Origin of the sequence: Methanoculleus sp., from assembly GCF_036677455.1 — an archaeon.
Taxonomy (GTDB): domain Archaea; phylum Halobacteriota; class Methanomicrobia; order Methanomicrobiales; family Methanoculleaceae; genus Methanoculleus.
In genome coordinates this window covers 15,667-39,862 of sequence record NZ_JAVBWL010000018.1, presented here as the reverse complement: position 1 = coordinate 39,862, position 24,196 = coordinate 15,667, and the positions used below count along the sequence as shown (strand labels likewise).

Annotated in this window: 24 protein-coding genes; 10 read left to right on the top strand and 14 right to left on the bottom strand. The window is 64.7% G+C overall.

Features of this window, described 5'->3' with window-relative positions:
- The 9 genes from aroC to V6K60_RS04995 all read right to left on the bottom strand — a co-directional run.
- Positions 1-987, bottom strand: a 987-nt coding sequence (aroC, locus tag V6K60_RS05035; protein ID WP_332449419.1) for a chorismate synthase, incomplete at its 3' end; no start/stop codon positions are given.
- On the bottom strand, positions 984-2,342 hold the full coding sequence (aroE, locus tag V6K60_RS05030) for a shikimate dehydrogenase (protein ID WP_332449418.1): 1,359 nt from the start codon (positions 2,340-2,342) through the stop codon (positions 984-986). The genes aroC and aroE, both read right to left, overlap by 4 nt.
- Positions 2,339-3,607: a 3-phosphoshikimate 1-carboxyvinyltransferase gene (aroA, locus tag V6K60_RS05025; protein ID WP_332449417.1), complete on the bottom strand. Its 1,269-nt coding sequence runs from the start codon at positions 3,605-3,607 to the stop codon at positions 2,339-2,341. Before aroA ends, aroE begins: the two co-directional genes overlap by 4 nt.
- A complete protein-coding gene (locus V6K60_RS05020) occupies positions 3,604-4,398 on the bottom strand; it encodes a prephenate dehydratase (RefSeq protein ID WP_332449416.1) in 795 nt (264 codons plus the stop codon). Before V6K60_RS05020 ends, aroA begins: the two co-directional genes overlap by 4 nt.
- On the bottom strand, positions 4,395-5,219 hold the full coding sequence (locus V6K60_RS05015) for a prephenate dehydrogenase/arogenate dehydrogenase family protein (RefSeq protein WP_332449423.1): 825 nt from the start codon (positions 5,217-5,219) through the stop codon (positions 4,395-4,397). Before V6K60_RS05015 ends, V6K60_RS05020 begins: the two co-directional genes overlap by 4 nt.
- Positions 5,220-5,224: 5 nt before the next feature.
- Entirely contained in the window at positions 5,225-6,211 is a 987-nt protein-coding gene (locus V6K60_RS05010; protein ID WP_332449415.1) for a 3-dehydroquinate synthase II, read from the bottom strand.
- Positions 6,211-6,993, bottom strand: coding sequence for a 2-amino-3,7-dideoxy-D-threo-hept-6-ulosonate synthase (locus tag V6K60_RS05005; protein ID WP_332449414.1), 783 nt, complete (start codon positions 6,991-6,993; stop codon positions 6,211-6,213). The genes V6K60_RS05010 and V6K60_RS05005 overlap by 1 nt, the downstream gene beginning before the upstream one ends.
- A gap of 5 nt (positions 6,994-6,998) precedes the next feature.
- Entirely contained in the window at positions 6,999-7,790 is a 792-nt protein-coding gene (locus V6K60_RS05000) for a 2-amino-3,7-dideoxy-D-threo-hept-6-ulosonate synthase (protein WP_332449422.1), read from the bottom strand.
- 299 nt (positions 7,791-8,089) lie between these two features.
- The gene (locus V6K60_RS04995; RefSeq protein ID WP_332449413.1) at positions 8,090-8,578 is read right to left on the bottom strand and encodes a multiprotein bridging factor aMBF1; all 489 of its coding nucleotides are present in this window, start codon (positions 8,576-8,578) and stop codon (positions 8,090-8,092) included.
- A gap of 57 nt (positions 8,579-8,635) precedes the next feature.
- Between V6K60_RS04995 and V6K60_RS04990 the strand changes: the two genes are divergently transcribed.
- A complete protein-coding gene (locus V6K60_RS04990) occupies positions 8,636-9,874 on the top strand; it encodes a proteasome-activating nucleotidase (protein WP_332449412.1) in 1,239 nt (412 codons plus the stop codon).
- Between the two features lie 29 nt (positions 9,875-9,903).
- Here V6K60_RS04990 and V6K60_RS04985 read toward each other — a convergent pair whose 3' ends face one another.
- The 3 genes from V6K60_RS04985 to V6K60_RS04975 form a co-directional block, all read right to left on the bottom strand.
- Positions 9,904-10,497 carry a GNAT family N-acetyltransferase gene (locus V6K60_RS04985; RefSeq protein WP_332449411.1) on the bottom strand — a complete coding sequence of 198 codons (594 nt, stop codon included), beginning with the start codon at positions 10,495-10,497 and terminating at the stop codon, positions 9,904-9,906.
- Positions 10,498-10,962: 465 nt separating this feature from the next.
- The gene (locus tag V6K60_RS04980) at positions 10,963-11,406 is read right to left on the bottom strand and encodes a DUF5804 family protein (RefSeq protein ID WP_332449410.1); all 444 of its coding nucleotides are present in this window, start codon (positions 11,404-11,406) and stop codon (positions 10,963-10,965) included.
- Between the two features lie 64 nt (positions 11,407-11,470).
- The gene (locus V6K60_RS04975; RefSeq protein ID WP_332449409.1) at positions 11,471-12,640 is read right to left on the bottom strand and encodes a proteasome-activating nucleotidase; all 1,170 of its coding nucleotides are present in this window, start codon (positions 12,638-12,640) and stop codon (positions 11,471-11,473) included.
- Between the two features lie 52 nt (positions 12,641-12,692).
- On the opposite strand from V6K60_RS04975, the gene V6K60_RS04970 reads away from it, so the two are divergent.
- The 5 genes from V6K60_RS04970 (at position 12,693) to V6K60_RS04950 (ending at position 18,039) form a co-directional block, all read left to right on the top strand.
- On the top strand, positions 12,693-13,082 hold the full coding sequence (locus V6K60_RS04970; protein ID WP_332449421.1) for a DUF126 domain-containing protein: 390 nt from the start codon (positions 12,693-12,695) through the stop codon (positions 13,080-13,082).
- A gap of 18 nt (positions 13,083-13,100) precedes the next feature.
- Positions 13,101-13,529: a DnaJ domain-containing protein gene (locus V6K60_RS04965; protein ID WP_332449408.1), complete on the top strand. Its 429-nt coding sequence runs from the start codon at positions 13,101-13,103 to the stop codon at positions 13,527-13,529.
- Between the two features lie 168 nt (positions 13,530-13,697).
- Positions 13,698-14,084: a rubredoxin gene (locus V6K60_RS04960; RefSeq protein ID WP_332449420.1), complete on the top strand. Its 387-nt coding sequence runs from the start codon at positions 13,698-13,700 to the stop codon at positions 14,082-14,084.
- Positions 14,085-14,335: 251 nt separating this feature from the next.
- Positions 14,336-17,530, top strand: coding sequence for a tetratricopeptide repeat protein (locus tag V6K60_RS04955; protein ID WP_332449407.1), 3,195 nt, complete (start codon positions 14,336-14,338; stop codon positions 17,528-17,530).
- Positions 17,527-18,039, top strand: coding sequence for an FKBP-type peptidyl-prolyl cis-trans isomerase (locus tag V6K60_RS04950; RefSeq protein WP_332449406.1), 513 nt, complete (start codon positions 17,527-17,529; stop codon positions 18,037-18,039). The genes V6K60_RS04955 and V6K60_RS04950 overlap by 4 nt, the downstream gene beginning before the upstream one ends.
- Before the next feature lie 3 nt (positions 18,040-18,042).
- On the opposite strand, the gene V6K60_RS04945 is transcribed toward V6K60_RS04950, so the two are convergent.
- Complete coding sequence (locus V6K60_RS04945; protein WP_332449405.1) at positions 18,043-19,359, bottom strand: hemolysin family protein; 1,317 nt, start codon at positions 19,357-19,359, stop codon at positions 18,043-18,045.
- Between the two features lie 144 nt (positions 19,360-19,503).
- Between V6K60_RS04945 and V6K60_RS04940 the strand changes: the two genes are divergently transcribed.
- Positions 19,504-19,998, top strand: a complete 495-nt coding sequence (locus V6K60_RS04940; protein WP_332449404.1) for a redoxin domain-containing protein — start codon at positions 19,504-19,506, stop codon at positions 19,996-19,998.
- Positions 19,999-20,010: 12 nt separating this feature from the next.
- Here the strand turns inward: V6K60_RS04940 and V6K60_RS04935 are convergent, their stop codons facing one another.
- Positions 20,011-21,306 (bottom strand): sodium-dependent transporter, encoded by a 1,296-nt coding sequence (locus tag V6K60_RS04935; RefSeq protein WP_332449403.1) that lies wholly within the window; start codon positions 21,304-21,306, stop codon positions 20,011-20,013.
- Between the two features lie 134 nt (positions 21,307-21,440).
- Between V6K60_RS04935 and V6K60_RS04930 the strand changes: the two genes are divergently transcribed.
- The 3 genes from V6K60_RS04930 to V6K60_RS04920 all read left to right on the top strand — a co-directional run bounded on the left by V6K60_RS04930 (position 21,441) and on the right by V6K60_RS04920 (position 23,868).
- Positions 21,441-22,232 carry an N-formylglutamate amidohydrolase gene (locus tag V6K60_RS04930; protein ID WP_332449402.1) on the top strand — a complete coding sequence of 264 codons (792 nt, stop codon included), beginning with the start codon at positions 21,441-21,443 and terminating at the stop codon, positions 22,230-22,232.
- Positions 22,233-22,314: 82 nt separating this feature from the next.
- Positions 22,315-23,574 carry a RecQ family ATP-dependent DNA helicase gene (locus V6K60_RS04925; protein ID WP_332449401.1) on the top strand — a complete coding sequence of 420 codons (1,260 nt, stop codon included), beginning with the start codon at positions 22,315-22,317 and terminating at the stop codon, positions 23,572-23,574.
- Positions 23,575-23,646: 72 nt separating this feature from the next.
- A complete protein-coding gene (locus V6K60_RS04920; protein WP_332449400.1) occupies positions 23,647-23,868 on the top strand; it encodes a PspC domain-containing protein in 222 nt (73 codons plus the stop codon).
- Positions 23,869-24,196 lie beyond the last annotated feature (328 nt).

Here is a 24,196-nt window from a genome sequence, read left to right as displayed (position 1 = left end):
CCCCCGGTACTTCGCCTGCTCAAGCATCGCATCCAGGATGACAAGCGCCATCATGCACTCCGCGACCGGGACGATCCGCGGCGCGATGCAGGGGTCGTGCCTCCCGCCGACGGAGATCTCCCGCTCCTTCCCGGCGATATCGACGGTCCGCTGCACCCGCCGTATCGAGGGGGTCGGCTTGACGGCAAGCCGGACGGCGATATCCTGCCCGGTGCTGATCCCGCCGAGGACGCCGCCCGCGTGGTTGCTCGAAAACCCGGCTTCCGTGATGGGATCGTTCATCTCGTTCCCGAGGAGCCGGGCGGCGCCGAACCCCTCGCCGACCTCGACGCCCTTCACGGCGCCGATCCCCATCATTGCCCCGGCGATCGCGGCATCGAGCTTCCCGAATACCGGGTCCCCGAGGCCCGCCGGACACCCGGCCGCCGTCACCTCGACCACACCGCCTACGGAGTCGCCGGCGTCCCGGGCGGCACGGATCTCGGCTTCCATCGCCTCCGGCTCCGTTGCCCCGTGGACCTCGAGGACCCTCCCCTGGATCGCGATGCCGTAGGGCGCAAGGCAGCGCACCGCCACTGCTCCCGCCGCGACCCGCGCAAGGGTCTCCCGGCCCGAACTCCGCCCACCGCCCCGGTGATCGCGCAGGCCGTACTTCGCCTGCCAGGTGTAGTCCGCGTGCCCCGGCCGGAAGACGTCCCGGAGCGCGTCGTAGTCCTCCGACCGGACGTCCCGGTTCCTGACGAGAAGCGCTATCGGGGCGCCGGTCGTCCTGCCTTCAAAGACCCCCGAGAGGATCTCCACCCGGTCGGACTCCTGCCTCCCGGACTCAAGCGGGCTCTTCCCCGGCCGCCTCCGATCGAGATAAGGCTGGATCTCCGCCTCCGTGAGGGGGACGCCGGGCGGGCAACCGTCGATGACCACGCCCACCGCCGGCCCGTGACTCTCCCCGAAGGTGGTGCACCTGAAGTTTCTTCCAAACGTGTTCATGCGAGCATCTCCCGGACCAGCGCCGGTGTGACGGCAATCCCGGTTATCAGCCGGAACTGCTCTACCGCCTGGTAAACGAACATCTCCGTGCCGGGTATCGTCTCGCACCCGGCCTCCCTCGCCGCCCTGATGAGGGGCGTCTCCGGCGGCGTGTAGACGAGGTCGAAGACGGTCGTCTTCCGCTCGAGGTCGCAGGCAGCAAGCAGACTCCGGGTGTCGGGCTCCATCCCGACCGGGGTCGCGTGTACCACCACATCGGCATCGCTCCCCTTGAACTCTTCCAGTCCCCCCCACCGGCACCCGAACCGACCGGCGAGCCCTCGCGCCGCACCCGGCGTCCGCGAGAGGACCGTCACGTCCATATCGAGCGACAGAAGCGCGTAAACCGCCGCGGCCGCCGCACCCCCCGCGCCGAGGAGAACCGCCCGGCCGCCCCGCCGGTCTTCGAGCGGCGAGCGGACGCCCAGCCAGTCGGTGTTATGGCCGTATAATCGCCCGCCGCACCGGACGACGGTGTTCACCGCCCCGATCGCCGCCGCGTGGTCGTCCACCTCGTCGAGGTGGCGCATCACGTCGGTCTTGAACGGGATGGTGACCGAGAGCCCTTTTACGGGGAGGATGGAGGCGAGGCGGAGGATCGTCGCCGCATCCGGCCACTCGAAGCGGGTGTAGCGGTAGCTCATCCCGAACCGTCTAAAGAGCCGGTTGTAGAGGAGCGGGCTCTTGCTGTGGGCGCACGGGTAGCCGGCGATGGCGCAGACCCGGAGGGCCGGGTCGCGGTCGATCTCCTCACGGAGGGCGGAGAGCCCGAACCGTTCGATGAGAAGGTCCCGCTCCCCGTCCGGGGAGAGGGCCTCCCCCCCGGCGAGCTCCCGGAGGATTGTATCCGCGACCTCTGCCGGGGTGCGCCTCCCGGTATCGATGCAGGTGTCGGCCGCACCGAGGTAGGCGTCCTTCCGCCGGGCAAGGAGCATCCGCACCTCCTCCGCCGGCGGGAGATCCGTCAGGACCGGCCGGTCGCTTCCGGCGATCCGCTCGTGGCAGACCCCGGGCGCGGCCGAGAGGAGGAAGACCGTGCCGTGCCACCGGAGGTCGGCGACGTTTGCCGGGTCCATGACCGCTCCCCCGCCGGTGCTGATCACGCCCTCTCTCTCCCGGAGCGATGCGACCGCCTCCCGTTCAAGGGCCCGGAACCGTGCCTCTCCGTGCTGTCGGAAGATCTCCGGGATCGGCATCCCCGCCCGGTCTTCCACCAGCGCATCGGTCTCGAAGAACGGCAACCCGAGGCGATCCGCGAGGATCCGGCCGACCGTTGTCTTCCCGGTCCCGCGGAAGCCGATGAGGACGACCTTCATAGCAGCCCCTCCCCGTAGAGCGCCTCCCAGAACCCGGGGAAGGACTTCTCCACGCACCCGGGGTCACGGATCGCCATGCCGCCGACCGCGAGGCCGAGGACGGTAAACGCCATCGCCGTCCGGTGGTCGTCGTGCGGGTCGACGGCGACGCCGTGGAGGGGTGCGGGCGTGACAGTGAGGGAGTCCTCCGTGACCTCGACTCCGGCACCCATCCTCCGGAGGGTCTCCGCCGTCACTGCGACGCGGTCGCTCTCCTTGTATTGCAGGTGTGCTGTCCCCGTGATCGTCGTCGGCGACGCTGCGACTGCCGCCACCGTCGCGAGCGTCTGGACGGTGTCGGGCGACGAGGACATATCGATCTCGATCCCGTGGAGGTCCCCGGTCCGCTCCACCGTCACCGCATCCCCGGCCGCCGCCACCCGGCAGCCCATCGCCTCGAGGGCATCGAGGAACCGGCGGTCGCCCTGGACCGACGCGGGATTTAAGCCCGTGACCGTGACCCTTCCTTCGCAGACGGCGGCGACCGCGAAGAGGTAGGACGCCGAGGAGTAATCGCCCTCGACCCGGTAGTCCCGCCCCCGGTAGGGCACGCCGCGCTTCACCCGGAACCGGTCGTATCCCCACCGCTCAAGCCGGGCGCCGAACCGGAGCATCACGTCCGCGGTCACGTCGAGATAGGACCGCGAGGCCACTGTCGCCGGGAGCGTGAGTTCAACATCCTCCTCCGCATAGGGCGCCGCCATCAGGATGGATGAGACGAACTGGCTGCTGATGCTCCCGTCGATCTCCGTCCTCCCGCCCCGGAGCCTGCCGGAGACCCGGAGGGGCGGATAGCCGGGCCTCCCGGGGAACGCGACCTCGCCGCCGAGGGCCCGGAGGGCATCGGCAAGCGGGCCGACCGGCCGCTCAAGCATCCGCGGGCTCCCCGTCAGCACAACCGGGTCCCGGGCGAGGAGCGCCGCCGAGGTGAGCAGCCGCAGCGTCGTCCCGGAGTTCCCGCAGTCGATGATGACCTCGCCCGCTGTCGGGAAGGTGCCGCCGCACCCATCGACGGTGATCTCTCCCGGCAGCCACGCGATCGGCACCCCGAGGTCCTCGAGCCCCCGGGCGGTCAGTTCCGTATCGGCGGAACGAAGCGGTGCTGCGATCCGCGACCTGCCCGCGGCAAGCGCTGCCGCTATCAGCGCCCGGTGGGTGTAACTCTTCGACGGGGGGGCCTCGAACGTCGCGTTGACCGGCCCGGTCTGCGATACCCTGACAATCATATCCCCGGCACCTCCATCCGGGTGTAGCACCCGAGTTCCCTGACGGTTGTCATCGTTTTGAGTTCCTCCTTTGCCTCCTGCCAGCCATCGGAGACCTCGATGTCGATGAAGAAGATGTACCTCCCGATACCGCGCCGGGACGGCCGCGACTCGATCCGGGTCAGGTTGACCCGGCGGCGGGCGAAGACCCCGAGGATATCGGCAAGGAGGCCGACCCTGTCCGCATCCGGGTCCACGAGGAGGCTGCACTTCGTGCATCCTGGACCCTCACGGGGAGCAGCGGAGATCTCCACGAACCGCGTGGTGTTCTCCCTGCTGTTCTGGATATCCCGGACGGCGACGGGAAGACCGTAGATCGTCGCCGCCATCTCCGGGACGACCGCACCGGCGTGCTCGTCTCTCTGCATGGCGACCGCGCTCGCGGCGTTGCTGCTCGTGTGGACGACCTCGACACCGAGCCGGCCGAGGATGATGGAGCACTGCTCGTGCGTCTGCGGGTGGGCATAGATGACCGAGAGGCGTGCCGGGTCCCCGCGGGCCGCGAGATGGTGCCGGACGGGCATGTAGGCCTCTCCGGTGATGACGACCCCGAACTCTGCGAGCCCCTGGAGCGTCTCCCCCACGCCGCCGGCCTCTGAGTTCTCGATCGGCACGAGGCCGGTTGCCGCGCCGCTCGCCACGCGCTCGATGATCGAGCGGATGGTCGGCAGGAGTTCGATATCATCCCCGTAGAGGCGTGCGGCGAGGTCGTGGCTGAACGTCCCGGCCGGCCCGAGGATTGCAACGGTCATCGGCCCACCACGTGGTTGATGAGGTCGTCCGTCTCTTCCGTCGCGGTGCGGAGGAACGAGGTGTAATGGGCGGCGTTCTCTCTGAAGAATGCCTGGAACCGCTCGTCATCGCCGGACTCCACGATCTCGCGGAGCGTCCGGACCGCCGCCTCGAACTCGCCGAGCACCTCCGGGACGGCCGGGTTCATCCGCAGGATGTCGCCGTAGAGTCCGGGGTCCTGGGCAAGGAGCCGCCCGACAAACCCCATCTCGATCCGGTAGACAGGGCTCGTGAACGTGAGGGTCTCCCCGACGTCGGCACCGGTCCGGCGGATCGCCTCTGCCTTTGCAAGCGTCACGAAGTGGGTGAGCCCCTGGATCACCGCCATCATCCGGTCGTGGCCTTCCGGTGTCGAGAGGGTGATCGCCGCCCCCTGGTCGCGGAAGACGGATAAGAGGCCTTCCAGGGTCTCCGGGTTGCACCGGGCCGGGGTCGCGACGATCGTCTGGCCCTGGAGCGATACGGCACCCGGTCCGAACATCGGGTGGAGCCCGATCACCTCCGCGCGCGATTCGAGCATCGCACGGACCGGCTCTACCTTGAGGGACGTCAGGTCGCAGAAGACCTGCTCTCGGAGGAGCAGGTCTGCGACCTCCCGGATCACCCCGACGGTGGCGCGGATCGGCACCGAGACCATGACGAGGTCCGCCATCTCCGCGACGTCCCGGTTGGTGAGGGGCGTATCCCTTCCAGAGACAATCACCTCCCATCCGGCCTGGAGAAAGACATCCGCAAAGAACCGGCCCATCTGTCCCGTGCCGCCGATGATGCCTGCAAGCATCGCCGTCATCTCTCCCGGATCGTCTCTTTGACGGCGATCCCGAAGTGCCGGCCGCCCTCTGCGATGCTGCCGAGCACACGGTCGCCGACGGCGAGGCTCGCGACCGAGACAGCGGAACCGTCCTCCCTCACGAGCCGGATCGTCTCGGCGTTCTGGAGGACCAGGCTCACGGTTGCACCGCCGGCCTTCGCCTCGACGAGGAGGAGGGGGCGGCGCTCGATCTTCACCCTCCCGACGACCGCGTCATGGGTCGCGCCGGTATGCTCCGCGACGAGAACCTTATCGCCCGCCGCGAGGTCGGCAAGGTATGCCGTCTTCCCGCCGGAAAGGAGGATGTAGGCGTGCACCGCCCCGGCGTTCACCCGGAACGGGCGCGGCGCCACGTAGGGGTTCTCCAGGGTCTCGGGGTGGACCAGCAGGAACGCCGAGGAAGTGTTGCCGACGAGCATCCCTTCCCCGTCGGTGAGGAGGGAGCAGGTGTCCACACAGACCCGGTCGCCCATCCCGACGGGGACGATCCGGGTCACCTCGAACGTCGTGAGGGGAACCTCTGCGCCGGCGCCGGCGACCGCCTTTGCAACCCGCCGGATCTCCGCCGGGTCGCCGGTCGAGAGGAGGACCCCCGCCGTCCCGCGCTCGAGGGCGGTCAGGGCGAGCGTCGCCTCATCGGCATTCGTGACCGCGGCGATGATCCGGTCCGACTGCGCGACGAGGTTCTCGAGCGGTATGACCGTCCAGTCCCGTGTTCGGACGATGACCCAGCCCGTCCGGGAGAGCCGGAGCGCCTCCTCCTCGGTCGCCTTATCGACGATATCGACCTCGAAGACGTCTTCTCCAGGAATAAGGTCGCCGTTCTCTGCGACGGTCATCACCCGCCCGAGTTCCCGCACGCGCCCGGCGTCGTCCACGACCAGGACGTCCGCACCGCTCTCGAGTGCGGTCGTCGCGAGGTCCTTCTTCCACGGTCTGATATCGACCCAGAACTGCTTCATCACTCTCTCTCCAGCGCCCTCTCCGGACCGGCACCCTCGTGCACCACCCGGCAGATCGAGCGGATGAACCGGGCGGGGTCTTCACGCTGGAAGGCGTTCCTTCCCATGCAGACACCCGCTGCGCCCGCCCCGATAGCGTCCCGGATGGTCGTGAGCGTCTCGCGGTCCCCGCCCTTCTCGCCGCCGGCGATCATCACCGGCACCGAGCATGCCGCGGTGATCCGGGCAAACGTCTCCGGGTCGCCCGTGTAGTTCGTCTTGATCAGGTCCGCGCCGAGCTCTTCCGCCACCCGGACACAGTGCCCGATCGCCTGCGGCGAGGTGGAGTCGATCCCCTTGCCGCGGGGGTAGATCATGATCAGGAGCGGCATCCCCCAGCGGTTGCAGTCCCGCACCACCTCGCCCGCCGACTCGAGCATCTTTGACTCGTTGGGGGCGCCCAGGTTGATGTGGATCGAGACCGCATCGCCGCCGAGCGCGACAGCCTCCTCCACGGTGCAGACGAGCACTTTGTCGTTCGGGTCCGGGTTCATCGAGGTGCTTGCCGAGAGGTGCACGATGAGGCCGATATCCTTCCCGTGCTTCCGGTGTCCTCCTTTCACCATCCCCTTGTGGAGGACGATGGCGTTTGCTCCCCCTTCGCTCACCGCGTTGACGGTCTCGGTCATGGTGCAGAGCCCTTCGATCTGGCCCATCGTGAACCCGTGGTCCATGGGAATGATCACGGCGCGGCCGGTGTTCCTGTCCATTATCCGCTCCAGACGGATCTCTTTTCCTATCATACTCATCACATCCTCACGATCTCCATCGCTTCTTCTGCCGACCGCCCTTCGTGGACGATCTGCGCTGCGGCACGGATCAGGCGGTCGGGTGCCGGGTGCTGGAAGGCGTTCCTCCCGATCGATATCCCGGCGGCACCCCCCTCCATCGCGCCCTCGACGAGGTCGAGGATCGCCCGATCGTCGGTCTTCGAGCCTCCCGCGACCACGACCGGGACCGGGCAGCCCCGGGTCACCTCGCCAAACGAGTCCGGGTCGCCGGTGTAGACGGTCTTGACGATATCGGCGCCGAGCTCCGCCGCTACCCGTGCAGAGATCTTGACGCACTCGATATCGTGCTCATCGGCGACCTTCCTGCCCCTTGGGTACATCATCGCAAGGAGCGGCATCCCCCACTCCATGCACGTGACCGCGACCCGGCCGAGGTCTTCGAGCATCCGTGCCTCGGAGTCGGCCCCGACGTTGATATGCACCGAGACGCCGTCGGCGCCCATCTTCAGGGCGTTCGTGACGGTGTTCACGAGCACCTTGTCGTTCGGGTCAGGGCCGATGCTGGTGCTCGCCGAGAGGTGCATGATCAGGCCGACATCCCGGCCGTGCCCCCGGTGCCCGTGCAGCGCAAGCCCCACATGGCCGATCACCGCGTTCGCCCCCCCTTCGGCGACGAGGTCGATGGTTCTTCCGACATCGACGAGCCCCGGGATGGGGCCGAGCGTCACGCCGTGATCGAGCGGGACGATGATGGTCCTGCCGGTATTTCGATCCATGATACGTTCCAGACGAATCTCCTTTCCTCTCATAACCATAGTCCTCCCGGATTGTGATGATGCAGTCTCCGGGAATATTTCAAAACCGGGTAAAATAGCGATAGAACGCTGTCGCTCCGTGGACACGGAGGGCGACGGTTAAAATCTGACGGGTTGTTCCTGCGGGGGTGGTTACTTCGTTAGCCGAGGTAAAAACGTTCACCGGCGAAAAAACATTCACCACGCATTGCGTACATCGTTACGTGTCTATGTATAAAAGTATGCCGGATCGTCGTGCAGGAAGAGGATCCGGGACAGGATCGGTCCCCGTGAAAAAAATATGGCAGGAAGCCTTACTTCCGGGTCTTTTTGAACGATACCACGTCGCCGACGGTCATGGTCACCCGTCCCGGCCCGCCTGCGGAGGCGCTGTCTTCGGCCGAGTCAATCAGCCTGATATCGAGGGCCTTCTCGAGCTTCTTCCGGACTTCGTCCTCGGGAATGAGGTCTCTTTTCTCGATCTTCTTGACCAGGATCTCACGTTCCTTGATGGCCTGGGCGAGGTCGAGCGTGGACCATTCTTTTCCTTCGCGGGCGACCCGGATCCGGTCGGCGTAATCGTCGACGATCTCGCCTTCCATCAGGTCAAAGACGTCCCGCGGCCTCCTCCGGGCCTGGGAGACGGCGACGCCCGGCTTCGCCTGTGGGGCACCCCTTCGTCGCGGTTGCTGGACTTCTGTACCGTGTTTTGCGCATCGGGGGCAGACACAGAGTTCTGCACCCTCGAGTTGGATTGTTTTCGACGGTCCCTGGATGGGAGCGCCGCATAGTTCACACTGCATAAGTCTCGCAAACAATTTTATATTCATTTTAACCTATATAATTAATCGAGGAGACCCATGGGAGATATCGCTCGGCAGACACCAGAGAAGGATACCGGTGAAGACATCTATCAGTATCTCCTGGAACGAATTACAAACCTCGAAAACCGGAACCTGGAGTTACGCGAGCAGTTCCGCCAGATGGAGTCCGAAAAGAGGTATGTTGAGACCCAGAAGATCCGCTACGAGCGAGAGCTCAGAAAACTCAAGAGCGAGATCGAGCAACTCAGAAGCCCACCTCTCGTGATCGGGACCATTACGGACGTTATCGACAACAGCCGGGTGATTGTGCGCAGCAGCGCAGGACCACGGTTCCTGGTCCGTACGTCTCAACTCATCGACCCCGATCTCCTCAAACCAGGGGTCCGGTGCACGCTCAACCAGCAGTCCTTGGCAATCGTGGACGTGCTCCCCACAAGCTACGACGCGCAGATCTACGGCATGGAGCTGGTGGATTCCCCGGACGAGACATACGAGAATATCGGCGGCCTTGAACCGCAGATCGAGGAGATCCGCGAAGCCGTCGAGCTCCCCCTGACAAAACCGCACCTCTTCGAGAAGGTCGGGATCTCCCCGCCGAAGGGCGTGCTCCTCCACGGCCCGCCCGGCACCGGGAAGACGCTCCTCGCCCGGGCGGTGGCGCACCAGACGAACGCACACTTCCTCCGTGTGGTGGGTTCAGAACTGGTGCAGAAATACATCGGCGAGGGGGCCCGCCTGGTCCGGGAACTCTTCGACCTCGCGAAGCAGAAGGCGCCGTCGATCATATTCATCGACGAGATAGACGCGATCGGGGCGCACCGGAACGACTCGACGACCTCCGGCGATCGCGAGGTCCAGCGGACGCTGATGCAGCTCCTGGCGGAGATGGATGGGTTTGACAACCGCGGGGACGTCAAGATCATCGCCGCCACGAACCGGATCGACATCCTCGACCGCGCCCTCCTCCGCCCGGGCCGGTTCGACCGGATGATCGAGATACCGCTCCCGGACCACCAGGGGCGACTTGCGATCCTGAAGATCCACACCCAGCACATGAGCCTTGGCGAGGACGTCAACCTCTCGGAGGTGGCCCGGCTCACCGAGGGCAAGAACGGCGCCGACCTCCGGGCGATCTGCATGGAAGCGGGGATGTTCGCCATCAGGATGGAGCGCGACGCCGTCAACAGCGACGACTTCATGAAGGCGATCGACAAACTCTCAGTGGACTTCGACCGCCACCACTTCCACACCACCTTCGGCGAGATGTTCGCCTGAAGGATACTCTCTTTTTTACAATACAGTTATTATACCGTGAACTTCTCCGCGAGCGCCGCAAGGCGCTCCGGGGTAAGATCGCTCGCGAGGAGGCCGAAGACCACACGGTCGTAATACCTGCCCCGGGCATGCCAGTATCGCCTCTGGATCCCCTCCTGGACAAAGCCGCACCGCTCCATCACCCGCCGGGACGCCATATTATCGGCAACGGTGTCGCCGTTCAACCGGTAAGCGCCGAGGACGGTGAACGCGAAGTAGACCAGGAAAGTGCAGGCCAGGGTACCGTAGCCCCTTCTCCAGCAGGTGTCATCGAGCTGGTAGCCGATCAGGAACGACCCGGGACTGTCATCGACCGGTAACAGTGCGCACTGCCCGACGAACTCCCCGGAACGCTCCAGCCGTATTGTAAACACATGGTGATCCGGTCTTCTCCCCTCCGCGAGCGTTGCCTGCATCTCCTCGATCAGGGGAAGAAAGTAGGAGCGGGTGGCCTCTTCCGTATTCGGCCCGAAGAACATCCACCTGCAGACCGACTCTTTTGCGAGCATCCGGGCTATCTCGGGCAGGTCGTGCTCGGTGCAACAGGAGAACCTCAGGCCTCCGCCCGTCCAGGTGTGCTGCATGTACCAGTCTTCGGTCTCCCGTTATATTAGTGGGAGAGACTCCGAAATAACTCTCTTCGCGATACCTTTTGCAGCTCCTCCTGCAATTTCCTTGTTTACGAAATGTGTACATTGCAGGAGGATTTACGAAAGGGGCTGCGCAGTGAACTCTCCTGCCTCCATCCCGTAAAGGGATGTGTTGCCCCCACCCCACCCGCGCTTCGCGCTCCTCAGTCGCACCTAACGGTGCTCATGCTCCGGCCCTACGGCCCGTCGCACCCTGCCCCGAGGGGCGGGGGCAGTCATGGCGATACTTGGTGGAAAGCCGTGTCCCGGGAGCGAGCCGAGGCTCTATCTCTTCTCCAGCATCTCCCCGTGCAGTGGACCGTGGGGGTATCACCATTGGGGGAGGGGCTGATGGGGAGGGGGCGTGCCCCCTCCCCTGTCTCTATCATGTAAGCCTCTCATTGTTGTCCCTGCCCCGGCCTATCCGGCCGGATACTCCTCTTCCGTGCACCAGACCTCGAGCACCGTATCCTCGGGCTCCGTCCGGTCGGCATACGCCTCCGGCGTCGTCCCCTCGTCCATCCGGATGGTATCGACCAGGTGGTCCCCGGAGATCCGGTAGAGACAGCGGTACCGCCACGGGTGTGCGGGCTTCACGTCCCGCTCGTAGATCTGCCGGGCGAGCCCTGACGAGTAGAAGACGCCATCCTCGGGTTCGAAGAGAACCTCCTCGACGTAGCGCTGGATATACCACCGGAGCTCGGAGACGAGAGCAAGAGCGCTCCCGAGCGACGCCGTCCGGATACGTATGCCATGCGCGAGCCGGTCGGGCTGGTAAAAACGAAGGGCTCCCCTGCTGGTCTCGGACCTGAGCAGGGTGGTATAGAGGTCAATCCCCTCCGGCTGAATGAGGAGGACGTTCATGGCATACCTGATGGACGGGAAAGGACGATAAGGGTTCCGAAATCGGGGGGTGGAGAGGCCCCCGTCAGAGATACATGCGGGTGTCGGCAGGGGCCGCCGAGACCTCGCGCTTCACCTTCTTGATCGCCGCGAGGAAGTCGTCCTGGTCGACGGCATCGGCGTCCCGCCGGATCGCGAACATCCCGGCCTCGCGAGAGACCGCCTGCAGTTCCGCACCGGTGGTGTTCCCGGCGAGTTCCGCAATCCCGGGCAGGTCCACGTTCCCGGCAAGCGTCATCTTCGCGGTGTGGATCTTCAGGATCTCGAGGCGCGCTCCGGCATCAGGGAGCGGGACCGCGATGATCCGGTCGAACCGGCCGGGACGGAGGAGGGCAGGGTCCAGCATATCGATCCGGTTCGTCGCCGCCATGATCCGGACGTTGCCGCGGTTCCCAAACCCATCCATCTCCGCCAGGAGCTGCATCAGCGTCCGCTGGACCTCAGCGCTGCCGGAGGTCCCGTCGTTCGTGCGCATGCTCCCGATCGCGTCGATCTCGTCGATGAAGACGATGGACGGAGCGCGCTCCCGCGCGAGGATGAAGAGTTCCCGCACGAGCTGCGCCCCTTCCCCGATGTACTTGTGGACGAGTTCGCTCCCGGACATCCTGATGAACCGTGCGTTGGACTGGCGGGCAACCGCCTTTGCGATCAGGGTCTTCCCCGTGCCGGGCGGACCGTGGAGGAGGATGCCTTTCGGGGGCTCCACGCCCACGCGCTCGTAGATCTCGGGCTTCGTCAGCGGATACTCGACCGCTTCCCGGACCTCCTCGATCACATCTTTCAGGCCGCCGATCTGATCAAATGTCACGCTCGGCTGTTCGTCGAGTTCCATGACCCTGACCCGTGAGTCGAAGATGTTGCCGACTATCTTGACGATGGAGAGCGTATTGTTCACCGCCACCTTCATCCCGGGTTTGAGGGTGCGATGGAGTTTTTCATTGACTACGGTGACATACTCCTGGTTGTTCCCCTGCTGCCGGAGGTACACCTCGCCGTTTGGAAGCACATCGACCACAGCGGCAACGAACAGCGGCACCTTCTTGAGCTGGCTGTTCTCTTTTCTGAGTTGCAGGAGCTCCTTCTCGAGTAACTCATTTTTGAGTTTGTAATCCAGGATCTGCGCCTTCAGGTCCTGAATCTGGAGGGTGAGCATATCATGCTCGCTGCCAGGAGCGCTGCCAATGGTTTCGTCCATGTTACTCTTATAGTTGGATCTCCAACCACATTATACTGTGGTGGCAGTGATCATGCATGGGAGAAGTATATCCCGGGGTATTGCGAGCGGGGACCTCCTCGTCTCGCCCGAACCCATATCGTTCCTCTCGGGTGTGAACCCAAAGACCGGTACCGTCGTCGAGCGCGGGCATCCGCTTGAGGGGCAGTCGATCGCCGGGCGCGTCCTGGCGTTCCCATACGGGAAGGGATCGACGGTCGGGTCCTACGTGATCTACGCGCTGAAGCAGAACGGGTGTGCTCCAGCGGCGATCGTCAATACGGAGGCCGAACCGATCATCGCGGTCGGGGCGATCATCGCGGGGATCCCGATGGTCGACCGCCTCCCGCCGGAGTTCTGCCGCCTCACCCCCGGCACCCGGGTGACGGTGAACGGGGATACGGGTGAGGTCTCCTCGGACTGAGACCGCGCGAGGGCTGCTGTGGAGACCTATTACGAGATCCTGGGTGTCTCCCCCGAAGCCGCGCCGGAGGAGATCCGGGCGGCATACCGGAAACTCGCGAAACAGTACCACCCGGACGTCAACCCGGACCCGGATGCACAGGAGCGGTTCATCGCCATCCAGCAGGCGTACGAGACGCTGATCGACCCGGACGCCCGGGCGCGCTATGACCTCGCCCTCCGGAGTGGTGCCGGCTTTGCGCCGCACGCCCCGTTCCGCCGCTACGAGGCCGGGAGAGCTGGGCAGACAGCGTGGACGCAGGGATTCTCGTGGAGAGGAGAGATGCCCACGTCCGGGATCGGCAGGTTTGGCCTTGCCCTCATCCTCTTCATCGGGGGTATTCTGATCGCCCTCATGCTCGTGCTCTCACTCATCTTCCGCGTTCTTTCGGGCGGCAGGCGAGAGTGACTCACCCTCCCCCGGGGAGGAGATCCCCGCGATGCGCGGCTGTCCGGCCCGGGAGAAGGGAGGGGTCCCCTGCCTCAACTCTTGGTCTCCACGGGAAAGATTATCAGGTAACACTTCCTTTCCCCTGCTTATCCTGCGGGGTGATCACCCCGGGTGAGCGTGATCCGTATGGAGAAGGTGAAGCGATACCGGTGCAAGTACTGTAACTACATCTACTCGCCGCTCCGGGGCGAACCCCACCGCGGCGTCCCGGCGGGGACTGCGTTTGAAGACCTGCCGGAGGACTACGTCTGTCCGGTCTGCGGTGCGACCGGCAAAGGGCAGATCGGGGCATGGGGATTCGAACTCTGGGAGCCGACGAAGTACGTCTGCAAGATCTGCGGTTACGTGTATGACAAGAGCCGTGGCGAACCAGTCCACGGCTACCCGAAAGGCACCGCATTTGAAGACCTGCCGGAGGACTACACGTGCCCGGTCTGCGGGATGGACCCGAAGATCACGAGTTTCCACGGGCCGGTCGGCAAGGGGCAGTTCGAGCCGATCCTGGACGTCTGATCCACGGGGCAGACCTGCCCCTTCCGGTTTTCTGCAAAGACCGCAGGGCTTCCCCGGCGGCACCCATCTTTTAGGCGACCCCAGCCGCACGGCGGGCGGGAGTCGATCCACAGGACAAACCGGTCCTCTCAAATACTGCCGGATGCACTAATTCTTAGCGAGCAGACGATCATTCGCAGAACGGATGCGTCGTCTCACGAAGCGTAGCGGTAAACTACAACCATAGAACGTTTTAACGACAGAGGGTGTCGATGGATTTCTTCGGTAATATTCTGGGGCAGGGGAAGAATGCGAACCCCTCGATAAAGCAGGGAACCGCTCAGTTTGAGGCCGGGAACTACACCGAGGCGGTGAAGAGTTTCGAGAAGGCGCTCAAGATCGATCCTGAAAACGGACCCGTCAGGCTCTCCATGGGCCAGGCGCTCGCCTGTCTCGGCAGAGATGACGAAGCCCAGGGCTGGCTGAGAAAGGCGCTCGAGTCGTCTCCCGGCGACGCCGTGACCCTCCGGGCACTCGGGCACGTTCTCGCCCGGACCGGCAACTATGAGGAGGCGACCGGGTGTTTTGAACAGATCGTCGCGGGAAGACCGGCAGACACGGACGCCTCCTACTGGCAGGGAGAGATGCTTGAGCGGCTTGGCCGGTACGCCGAGGCGGCGGCAGCCTACAGGCGGGCCCTTGATGGAGACCCGGAGAATATCGTCCTCCGGGAGAACCTCGGGAGGATGCTCGAGCGAGCCGGTGACTTCCGGGAAGCGGCAGCCACCTTCGAGAGGATCGCCAGGGCGAACCCCGGCAGCACCGATGCGCTTGCGAGGAAAGGGGCCGCTCTCCTCTACCGGGGGGACTACCCCGAGGCCGTCGAGACGTTCGGCCGGGTGCTCGAGACCAGACCTCGCAACCTCGACGCACTCTACGGCAAAGCCCGGGCGCTCGAGCACCTGGGCCGGTTCCGGGACGCCGCAGGCTGCTACGCTGAGATCGTCGCCGTCGCCCCCGGGAGTCTTCCCGCCTGGTACCACCGCGGTTCGCTCCTCCTCCGGGCCGGCGACCATACCGGCGCGATGGAGTGCTTCGAGAAGGTCGCCCTCACCGACCCGGACCATATCCCGGTTCGTTACTCCATGGGGCTGGTCTACGATACGCTCGGCCGTTATGACCGGGCGGTCAAGAGCTTCGACCAGATCCTGAAGCACGACCAGGGGCAGGTCCAGGTGTGGTACTCCCGCGGCATGGCACTCTTCCACCTTGGCCAGTACGCCGAGGCGGTCCGGTCGTTTGACCGGGTGCTCAATAACCAGTCGATGACCGGGATGAAGTGGATCGGGAGCAGCAGCGACCTTGCGCTCTTCGAGAGAGACGGGTCGGGGGCTCCCGTGAAGCAGAAGCCGTCGGCGTTTGATGGGCGAAACGAGACCATCCTGAACTGCCGGGGGGTTGCGCTCCTCAACCTCGGGCGCTACGCGGAGGCGCAGGAGAACTTCGAGCAGCTCCTCGAGGTTGCACCGGGAAACACCCTCGCGCTGCTCCAGAGCAGCGTCGCGCTCGTCCATCTCGGCAGATATGACGAGGCCAACCTCCGCCTGGACGCGGTTCTTGCGAAAGAGCCGGAGAACGCCGTTGCCCGCTCGGTGAAGGCGGACGTCCACGAAGGGCTCGGCAGATACCGCGATCTCCTGGCGTCCCTTGACCGGATGCGGTCCGCCGGCGGCGATGACCCGCATATTCTGCACCGGAAGGGGGATGCCCTGATGCACCTCTCCCGGTATGCTGAGGCGGCAGAGACGTTCGGCACCATCCTTGCGGCCAACCCCGGGGATACGGCAGCGGAGAAGAGCAGGGGAGACGCGCTCATGGGTCTTTGCGATTACGAGGGAGCGCTCGCCTGCTTTGACCGGGTCCTCCTCGGGGCCCCGGCCGACCGGGCCGCCCACCTCGCCAGGAGCACGGCGCTCGAACGCCTGGGACACTACGAGGAGGCGCTCGAGTCCCTCAACCGGGTTCTCGAGGCAGGCCCGGGGATCCTTACCCGGAAGGCACGGATCCTGGAGGGGCTCGGGCGCTACGCGGAGGCCGCCGACTGCTACGAGACGCTCCTTAGCGCCGATCCGGACGCCGGGGGATACCTGATGAACCTCGGGATCACCCTTGCCGCGCTCGGCCGGTACGAGGAGGCTGCCGGACGCTTCAAGCAGGTCACCCTCGCCGACCCGGAAGACCTCTTTGCATGGCTCAACCGGGGCCGGGCCCTGGAGAGGATGGGGCAGTATGCGGATGCAGCGGAGTGTTACGCAAAGGTGACTGCCGGGCGGCCGGAGGATACCGGCGCCTCATTTGCGCTCGCCGTTGCGCTCGCACGGCTCGGCAGGCACCAGGAGGCGATCGAGTGTTGCGAGCGGGTGCTCGCCTCCGACGCCTCGAATGCAGCGGTCTCGAAGATCCGGGCGGATATGCTGGAGGCCGTAGGCAGGCACGAAGAGGCGGCTAGAGCCTACGAGCATTACCTGAAGATCTCCCCGGACGACCGGGATGCGAGAATGGCCTTTGGGATGGCGCTTGAGCGGGATGGGAGGTTTGCCGATGCGATCAGGCAGTATGCGCTGGTGCTCGAGGGCGATGAGCGCGACGTCGAGGCGTGGTACACCCTTGAGAGCGCCCTCGTGCACATGGGCAGGTATGAGGAGGCGCTGGAGTGCTCCAACGGCATCATCGAGGCCAGCCCGGAGAACCGGGCTGCCTGGCAGCGGCGCGGAGAGATCTTCATGTGGCTCGGGCGTTACGCCGATGCGGTGGAGTGTTTTGAGAAGGTGATCAAGGCCGATCCGGCCGATACCCTCACCCTGCGGAGGCTCGGGGAGGCCCACGAGAAGGCCGGCAGGCACGAAGAGGCCCTCGACGCCTATACGCGGGTGCTCGACCGGGAGCCGGCCAGCATCGAGACCCTCCATGCCCAGTCATCGGCCCTCATCCATCTTGGCCGATACGAGGAGGCGGTCAGGTCGATCGATAAGATCATCGTCCTCCAGGCCGAGAACCCCGCCGCTCTCTTCATGCGGGGGGCGGTGCTTGAGAAGGCGGGCAGGTACGACGATGCGCTCGCAAGCTACGAGAAGGCGATCGAGATCGACCCGAAGAACGCAGCGGTCTGGAACGCTACCGGGATCCTCAGGGACACGCTTGGAAGGCATGCCGATGCCGTGACTGCGTTTGATAAGGCGATCGACCTCGACGGGGGAGATATCCATGCCTGGCTCTCCAGGGGACTCGCCCTTGCCCACATGGGCAGACACGACCAGGCCGGCGCATGCTTCGATAAGGTCCTCGAGACGGAGCCCCGGCATGCCCGGGCATGGTACCTGAAAGGGAGAGCGCTTGATCGACAGGGCAGGTTTGCAGAGGCGGTGGAGTGTTTCGGCAAGGCGCTCAAGAACGGGGGAGAACTGTGATCAGGGGGCATGCGTATGCCGTCCTCCTGATCGCGTGCGCCGTCGTCCTCACCGCAGGCTGTGTTGCAAACGACGGCGGAGAGGCGAAGGTGAAGCCCGGGGATGCGGTGAAGGTTGACTATACCGGGACCCTCGAGAACGGGACGGTCTTTGACAGTTCCGCCGGGCGCGAACCGCTCAGGTTTGTCGTCGGCAGCAACGCGGTGATCCCCGGGTTTGATGCGGGTGTCGTCGGGATGCAGGTCGGAGAGACGAAGACCATCCATGTTCCTGTCGACCAGGCCTACGGGCCGCACCGGGAGGAACTCGTCTTTGTCGCCGACCCGGCCGGGATCCCCGGCGGCGAGAACCTGACCGTCGGCGACACGGTCGGGATAACCCTCTCAAGCGGGCAGATGCTGCCCGGGAGGGTCACCGGCGTATCGCCCGGTGCGGTCATCATCGACGCGAACCATCACCTTGCCGGCGTTGACCTCACGTTCATCGTCACGCTCGTTGAGATCGGGTAGAAGTCACCCGCTTTTTTCCTCGTCAGCGGTCACCGGGGTGATGAGCACCTTGTCGACCCGGTAGCCGTCCATGTCAACAACCTCGAAGAGGAAATTGTTCCAGGTGAGGACATCCCCGGTCTTCGGCGTCCGCTCAAGGTACATCATCACAAACCCGCCGAGCGTCCGATAGTAACCCTGTCCCTCCCCGGGCAGGGTATCCGTACCGATGATGTCGTGCAGCTCGTCGACCGGGAGCATCCCATCGAGGAGCCATGACCCGTCCTCACGGCGGACCACCGGGCCTTCCGGCACCTGCCCGGCCGACGGGATACCGCCGACGATCGACTCCATGATGTCGTGGACGGTGACCAGCCCCTGGATGCTCCCGTACTCGTCGGTGACAAGGGCTATCCGCGCCCGGGAAGCCTTGAACTCGTCGAGGACCGAGAGTGCAGGGACGCTCTCGGGCACAAAGAAGGCGGGTTTGATCGCCTTTGCAAGATCGGGCGTCCCGCCCGAGATAGTCCGTGCCCAGAGGTCGCGGACGGAGACGATGCCGAGCAGGTTGTCCAGGTGCTCGCGGTAGACCGGGAAGTAAATATGCCCGGATTCCTCCATGATCTGCCGGTTCTCTTCGGCCGGGTCCTCCACGTCCAGGGCCACGATATCGGGCCGCGGGGTCATCAGCACGCCGACCCGCCGGTCGGCGAGGCGGAAGACGCTCTCCACCATATCCTGTTCCGCCTCCTGGAAGATGCCGGCCCGGGTGGCCTGACCGAGCAGGACCCTGACGTCTTCCTCGGTGACCTCCGGCCCGGAGGGTTTGCGCACCCCGAGCACCGTAAGGACCGCCTCGGTCGATATGCTCAGCACCCTGACGATGGGTGCGGTGACCAGGGAGAGGAGGCGTATCGGGCGCGAGACCGCCGATGCGATCCGCTCGGCGTTGGTCATGGCCACCCTTTTTGGTACCAGTTCGCCGATCACAAGCGTCAGGTAGGTGATGACGGCGACGACGGTTACGGCCGCAAGCGGACCGCTGTAAGGGGCAAGCAGGGGGACCCCGGCAAAGATCTCCGCAAGAGGCCCCGCGAGGGTTGCCCCGCCGAAAGCCCCGGAGATGATTCCTATGGTGGTGATGCCGACCTGGATGGTGGAGAGGAACTGAGTCGGGTCCTCGGCAAGGTCGAGGGCGGTCGCCGCCCCCGCATCGCCGTCCGCCGCCTTCTTCTCCAGGCGTGATTTTTTAACAGAAACTATCGCAAATTCCGTCATCGCAAAGAAGCCGTTTGCAAGTATCAGCAGGACGATGATCAGGATGCTGGTAGCCAGAGGCATTGTAGTATTCTCTACCGGCAGGAGTCTTAAACCTGCGGGATTCGCGGTGGGCGGATGAGACCCTGCCGGGCACCGGGAACGGCCTCGGTCGACCATGAGAAATGTTTATCATCGCCGGGGCCGGAGTCTCACCGGTGATGCACGATGGTCGAACTTGGCGAACGGGCACCAGACTTCTCGCTTCCCGACCAGGACGGAAACGAGATCCGGTCATCAGGCTTTATGGGGAAACGAATTATCCTCTCGTTTCACCCGCTGGCCTGGACCAGCGTCTGCGCCCGGCAGATGAAGACGCTTGAGGCGAACAGAGAGGCGTTCGACGCCCTTGATGCTGTTGCCCTTGGTATCAGCGTGGACTCCGTCCCCTGCAAACGGGCATGGGCGGAGAGCCTGGGCATCAAGAATACCCGGATCCTTGCAGACTTCTGGCCTCACGGCGAGGTGGCCCAGATGTACGATCTCTTTGACGGCACAAAGGGCTACGCCCGGCGGGCAAACATCGTCGTTGACGAGTTTGGACACGTCATATTCGCCAGGGTATACCGGCCGACGATGGCGCCCGATATGCAGGACGTCCTTGATGCACTCCGGGAGCAGGAGAAGAATAAGCGGGTAGAGGAAGAGGTGCCGGTGATATAGCCCGGCGTCTCTTCATCCCGCGACCCGGAAGAAACTCCCAATAAGCGTGATCAACAGGATTGCCGGAACGCCGTAGCGGATGAGCATCATATAGACTCTCTGCTGCCACCCGCAGCCGTCGATCTCTGCACAGATCCGGGTGCGGTTCATGAACCACCCTCCGACGATGCTCACGATCAGCCCGGCCACGATGAGGCCGATCGTCCCGAACAGGTAGTCGGCGAGGTCGAGGAACGGTCTCCCGAAGACCGCGAGGTTCAGGGAAGTGTAACTGAGGGCAGACGGGAGCCCGAGGAGCACGATTACGGCGAAGGCAAGGAGTGTAGCGCGTTTCCGGGGGTAGCCGTAGGAGTCCATCAGCGTCGCCACCGGGACTTCGAGCATGGAGACCGCCGAGGTGAGCGCCGCAGCAAAGAGCATCAGGAAGAAGAGCGCTCCGAGCAGCATGCCGTACTGTATCTCCATAAAGGCCGTGGGCAGGGTGATGAACGCGAGGTTCACTCCGGCCGCGGGGTCAAGGCCTGCGGTGAAGACCAGGGGGAAGATCACGAGCCCGGCAAGGACTGCAACCAGCATATCAGCGACGGCGATGATGGTGGCGTTCCGAAAGAGGGGTCCTTTTCTGAGGTAACTCCCGAAGGTGATCAGGATACCCATGCCCACGGAGAGCGAGAAGAAGGCCTGCCCGAAGGCCGCGATCCAGACGGCAGGATCGGTCAGCTTCGAGAAGTCGGGGGAGAGGTAGAACTCGATCCCCTCGAAGGCCCCGGGCTCTGTGAGCGAGAAGGCGACGAGGAAGATGAGGATCACAAGGAGGGCCGGGATGAGGTACCGGGAGAGCCTCTCGATCCCCTCCCGGACCCCGGACCGCACCGTCACATAGACCGCGAGCCCCGAGAGGAGGAAGAAGACGAGCGGAAGGTAGGAGTCGGTGAACGCACTGAACTCCACCGGCCGGCCGAGGGCGAAGAAGAACGCATACGCGAGCACCCAGCCCGTGATCACGAGGTAGTAGCCGAGGATCAGGCTGACGACGGCGACGATGGCGATTCCTGCGGCGGTGAACCGTTGCTGTATCGAGCGGAAGGCAGAGACGATCGAGGTCCCTGTCGAGCGGCCGATGGCGAGTTCCAGCACCATCAGGGGGAGGCCGAAGAGGAAGACGGCAATCAGATACGGGACGAGGAACGCACCGCCCCCGTTAGCGCCCACGATGTAGGGGAACCGCCAGATGTTCCCTATCCCTACGGCTGACCCGATGCTCGCGAGGATGAACCCCAGGGTTGACGACCACTCTTCTCTTTCCATGCTTCTCACCGTTCGAGGTCTGTTCCCTTCGAGTAAAGAGGTGCTTCGCCTTTATATTCGTGCCCGGGTCCGGCGCATCCTGACCAATGCACTTTTGTACCGGGTGGCCTCATATGGCTGTGGTCAGGAGCACCATGCGCGACAGATACCCGTTCCTTATCTCGATCCCCCACGCAGGGGTCTCTGTCCCACCGGAGGTCCGCGGTCTCGTCAACCTCTCACGCGAGGAGGTCGTCTTCAACAGCGACCCCCACACCCGCCTTATCTACGGGTTTGATGGGGCGGTGGAGGCGCTGGTCGATTTCGACATCTCAAGGGTCTTCGTCGACACAAACCGGGCTCCCTACGACTACCCGCCGCGGGCCCAGGACGGCGTGGTCAAGGTCATCACACAGGATGGGACGCCGGTCTTCCGAAGAGGCCAGATACCCGGCAGAGAGGTGATCGGGCTCCTTCTCGAGAACTACTACCACCCGTTCCACGGACGGCTGGCCCGGGCCCTCGACACCCGACCGATCAGGATCGCCTTTGACTGCCACAGTATGCTGCCCAGGTCCCCGCCGGTCCGGATGGACGCCGGACACCCCCGCCCGCTCTTCTGCCTGAGCAACCGGGGGGACCGGAACGGGAGGCCCAGAGCGGCAGGCGCCCTGGTGACCTGCCCGCCGGAGTGGCTCCAGGCGCTTGCCCGATCGTTCCAGGCGGAGTTCGACGGCGAAGGAAGGGTGGCGATGAACGACCCCTTCCGGGGCGGGTTCATATCGGTGGCACACCACCGCCGGACGCGGATCCCCTGGGTCCAGGTCGAGATCAACCGCGGCTTTTACGAGACCGAAGGGCGCGAGGCCGACGTGGCACACCTCACCAAACTGCGGGAGAGGATCTTCTCCGCCCTCACCGGGTTCTGGGACGAGGTTTCGGGGTGAGAAACCGCTCCAATCGGACCGTTTTTTGCCGGATTTTCCGGGCCGAAGAGACTATGCCGGTAGAAACCCCACTTATATAGTGATGGACCGTACGCACCTGATCCTGCAACGCTACTTCGGGCATACAGCATTCAGGCCCTACCAGCAGGAGATCATCCGGGAGATCCTCGCCGGGCGCGACGTCCTTGCGGTCCTTGCGACCGGGGGCGGCAAGTCGCTCTGCTACCAGGTCCCCGCAGTCATCGGCGACGGCGTTGCGCTGGTGATCTCGCCCCTCATCGCCCTGATGAAGGACCAGGTCGACGACCTGCAGGCACGCGGGATCAGCGCCGAGGCGCTGAACTCCTCCGGCTCCTACGCAACGACACGCCGGGTTCTTGAGGACCTCAAGGAGAACCTGGTCCAGATCCTCTACGTCTCGCCGGAGAAGGCGGTCAGCGACGACTTCCTCAACCTTGCTGCCTCCCTCCCCGTCACGCTGATCGCGGTCGACGAGGCGCACTGCATATCGATGTGGGGGCACCAGTTCCGCCCGGAGTACCGGTCGCTCACGGTCCTCAAGGACCGATTCCCGGGGGTTCCCATCATCGGCCTGACGGCGACCGCGACGCCGGACGTCCGCGACGACATCGCGCGGCAGCTCAACCTCACGAACCCCTCGGTCTACGTCGGGAGTTTCAACCGGGAGAACCTCAGGTATGCCGTCGTCCCGAAGGGAGAGGATGCATACGAAGAACTGCGCACCTACCTCCGGGGCAGGAGGACCGAGACCGGGATCGTCTATACCGCGACGAGGGAGGGGGCCGAGACGCTCGCCGCCCGGCTCCGGGCCGACGGCGTTCCGGCGCTCCCCTACCATGCCGGAATGACGGCGGCCGCCCGGGCAGAGACGCAGGACCGGTTCATCGACGGGAAGGCTCCGGTCATCTGTGCGACGAGCGCGTTCGGCATGGGCATCGACAAGCCGGATGTGCGGTTCGTCGTCCACTACGATATGCCAAAGACCCTCGAGGCCTACTACCAGGAGAGCGGCAGGGCGGGGAGGGACGGCGGTGAGGCGGACTGCATCCTCTTCTATCATGACGACGACGCAAAGCGCCTCAGGTCTTTCATCGACCGCGACCTCCCGTCCGAGTTCCAGCGCGAGGTCGCACGCTCGAAACTGCAGAGTATGACAGACTACTGCACCACAACAGGGTGCCGGAAGACGATGCTGCTTGAGTATTTCGGGGAGCGGATCGAGGCTCCCTGCGGCGGCTGCGACGCCTGTGCCCAGGCCGGGAAAGCACGGAACCGGTCCGTCCGCCGGAAGCGCGGCACCGTCCGCCCGGCATCCGGTTGAACCGCTGTCTCAAACGCACTACCAGGGAAACATCTTTATGCCATACAACGAAAAACGCTTCAGGGATTTGGCATGAAGAAGTTAGCTCGTTCAACAACAGACCGGTGGGTTGCCGGGATATGCGCCGGCATCGGAGACTATCTCGAGATCGACCCGAACGTCATCCGGGCGATCTGGGTCATCCTTACCGTCATCACGGGATTTATCCCCATGATTGTCATCTATATCCTGCTCTGGGTCCTCCTGCCGGAGCAGGGGCTGGCGAGCCCGACCGCGGCGACGGCTGAGGCGTAAACGCAGTTGGGGTGCGGTTCGAAGGCTGCACCCGCTTCTTTTTTCGAGAGGTGAGGCGATTCTGCGGGCTGGCAAATGTTTCAAGCAGGAGAATCGGTCTGACACAGTGCTCGACTCGTACTGGGAGTTAATCGGGCATCTATCGATCGCTCGCCCGTAAACGGCTTCCCAGTGGATATCGCCACACACTGCCCCCGCCCCGAGGGGCGGGGGAGGAGGCCGGAGGCCGGGTGGGGTGGGGGACAACAATTGAAGGCTTACATGATAGAGACAGAGGAGGGGGCATCCCCTCCCCGCGAGCCGCCACCCCCGGTGGCGATACTCCCAC

Excerpts from the sequence above, each read along its gene's own strand:
- aroE (WP_332449418.1), bottom strand. The coding sequence starts at position 2,342 with ATGAAGGTCGTCCTCATCGGCTTCCGCGGGACCGGGAAGACAACGGTC.
- aroA (WP_332449417.1), bottom strand. The coding sequence starts at position 3,607 with ATGATTGTCAGGGTATCGCAGACCGGGCCGGTCAACGCGACGTTCGAG.
- V6K60_RS05020 (WP_332449416.1), bottom strand. The coding sequence starts at position 4,398 with ATGACCGTTGCAATCCTCGGGCCGGCCGGGACGTTCAGCCACGACCTC.
- V6K60_RS05015 (WP_332449423.1), bottom strand. The coding sequence starts at position 5,219 with ATGCTTGCAGGCATCATCGGCGGCACGGGACAGATGGGCCGGTTCTTT.
- V6K60_RS05010 (WP_332449415.1), bottom strand. The coding sequence starts at position 6,211 with ATGAAGCAGTTCTGGGTCGATATCAGACCGTGGAAGAAGGACCTCGCG.
- V6K60_RS05005 (WP_332449414.1), bottom strand. The coding sequence starts at position 6,993 with ATGATAGGAAAAGAGATCCGTCTGGAGCGGATAATGGACAGGAACACC.
- V6K60_RS05000 (WP_332449422.1), bottom strand. The coding sequence starts at position 7,790 with ATGAGAGGAAAGGAGATTCGTCTGGAACGTATCATGGATCGAAATACC.
- V6K60_RS04995 (WP_332449413.1), bottom strand. The coding sequence starts at position 8,578 with ATGCAGTGTGAACTATGCGGCGCTCCCATCCAGGGACCGTCGAAAACA.
- V6K60_RS04990 (WP_332449412.1), top strand. The coding sequence starts at position 8,636 with ATGGGAGATATCGCTCGGCAGACACCAGAGAAGGATACCGGTGAAGAC.
- V6K60_RS04985 (WP_332449411.1), bottom strand. The coding sequence starts at position 10,497 with ATGCAGCACACCTGGACGGGCGGAGGCCTGAGGTTCTCCTGTTGCACC.
- V6K60_RS04980 (WP_332449410.1), bottom strand. The coding sequence starts at position 11,406 with ATGAACGTCCTCCTCATTCAGCCGGAGGGGATTGACCTCTATACCACC.
- V6K60_RS04975 (WP_332449409.1), bottom strand. The coding sequence starts at position 12,640 with ATGGACGAAACCATTGGCAGCGCTCCTGGCAGCGAGCATGATATGCTC.
- V6K60_RS04970 (WP_332449421.1), top strand. The coding sequence starts at position 12,693 with ATGCATGGGAGAAGTATATCCCGGGGTATTGCGAGCGGGGACCTCCTC.
- V6K60_RS04960 (WP_332449420.1), top strand. The coding sequence starts at position 13,698 with ATGGAGAAGGTGAAGCGATACCGGTGCAAGTACTGTAACTACATCTAC.
- V6K60_RS04955 (WP_332449407.1), top strand. The coding sequence starts at position 14,336 with ATGGATTTCTTCGGTAATATTCTGGGGCAGGGGAAGAATGCGAACCCC.
- V6K60_RS04945 (WP_332449405.1), bottom strand. The coding sequence starts at position 19,359 with ATGCCTCTGGCTACCAGCATCCTGATCATCGTCCTGCTGATACTTGCA.
- V6K60_RS04940 (WP_332449404.1), top strand. The coding sequence starts at position 19,504 with ATGGTCGAACTTGGCGAACGGGCACCAGACTTCTCGCTTCCCGACCAG.
- V6K60_RS04935 (WP_332449403.1), bottom strand. The coding sequence starts at position 21,306 with ATGGAAAGAGAAGAGTGGTCGTCAACCCTGGGGTTCATCCTCGCGAGC.
- V6K60_RS04930 (WP_332449402.1), top strand. The coding sequence starts at position 21,441 with ATGCGCGACAGATACCCGTTCCTTATCTCGATCCCCCACGCAGGGGTC.
- V6K60_RS04925 (WP_332449401.1), top strand. The coding sequence starts at position 22,315 with ATGGACCGTACGCACCTGATCCTGCAACGCTACTTCGGGCATACAGCA.
- V6K60_RS04920 (WP_332449400.1), top strand. The coding sequence starts at position 23,647 with ATGAAGAAGTTAGCTCGTTCAACAACAGACCGGTGGGTTGCCGGGATA.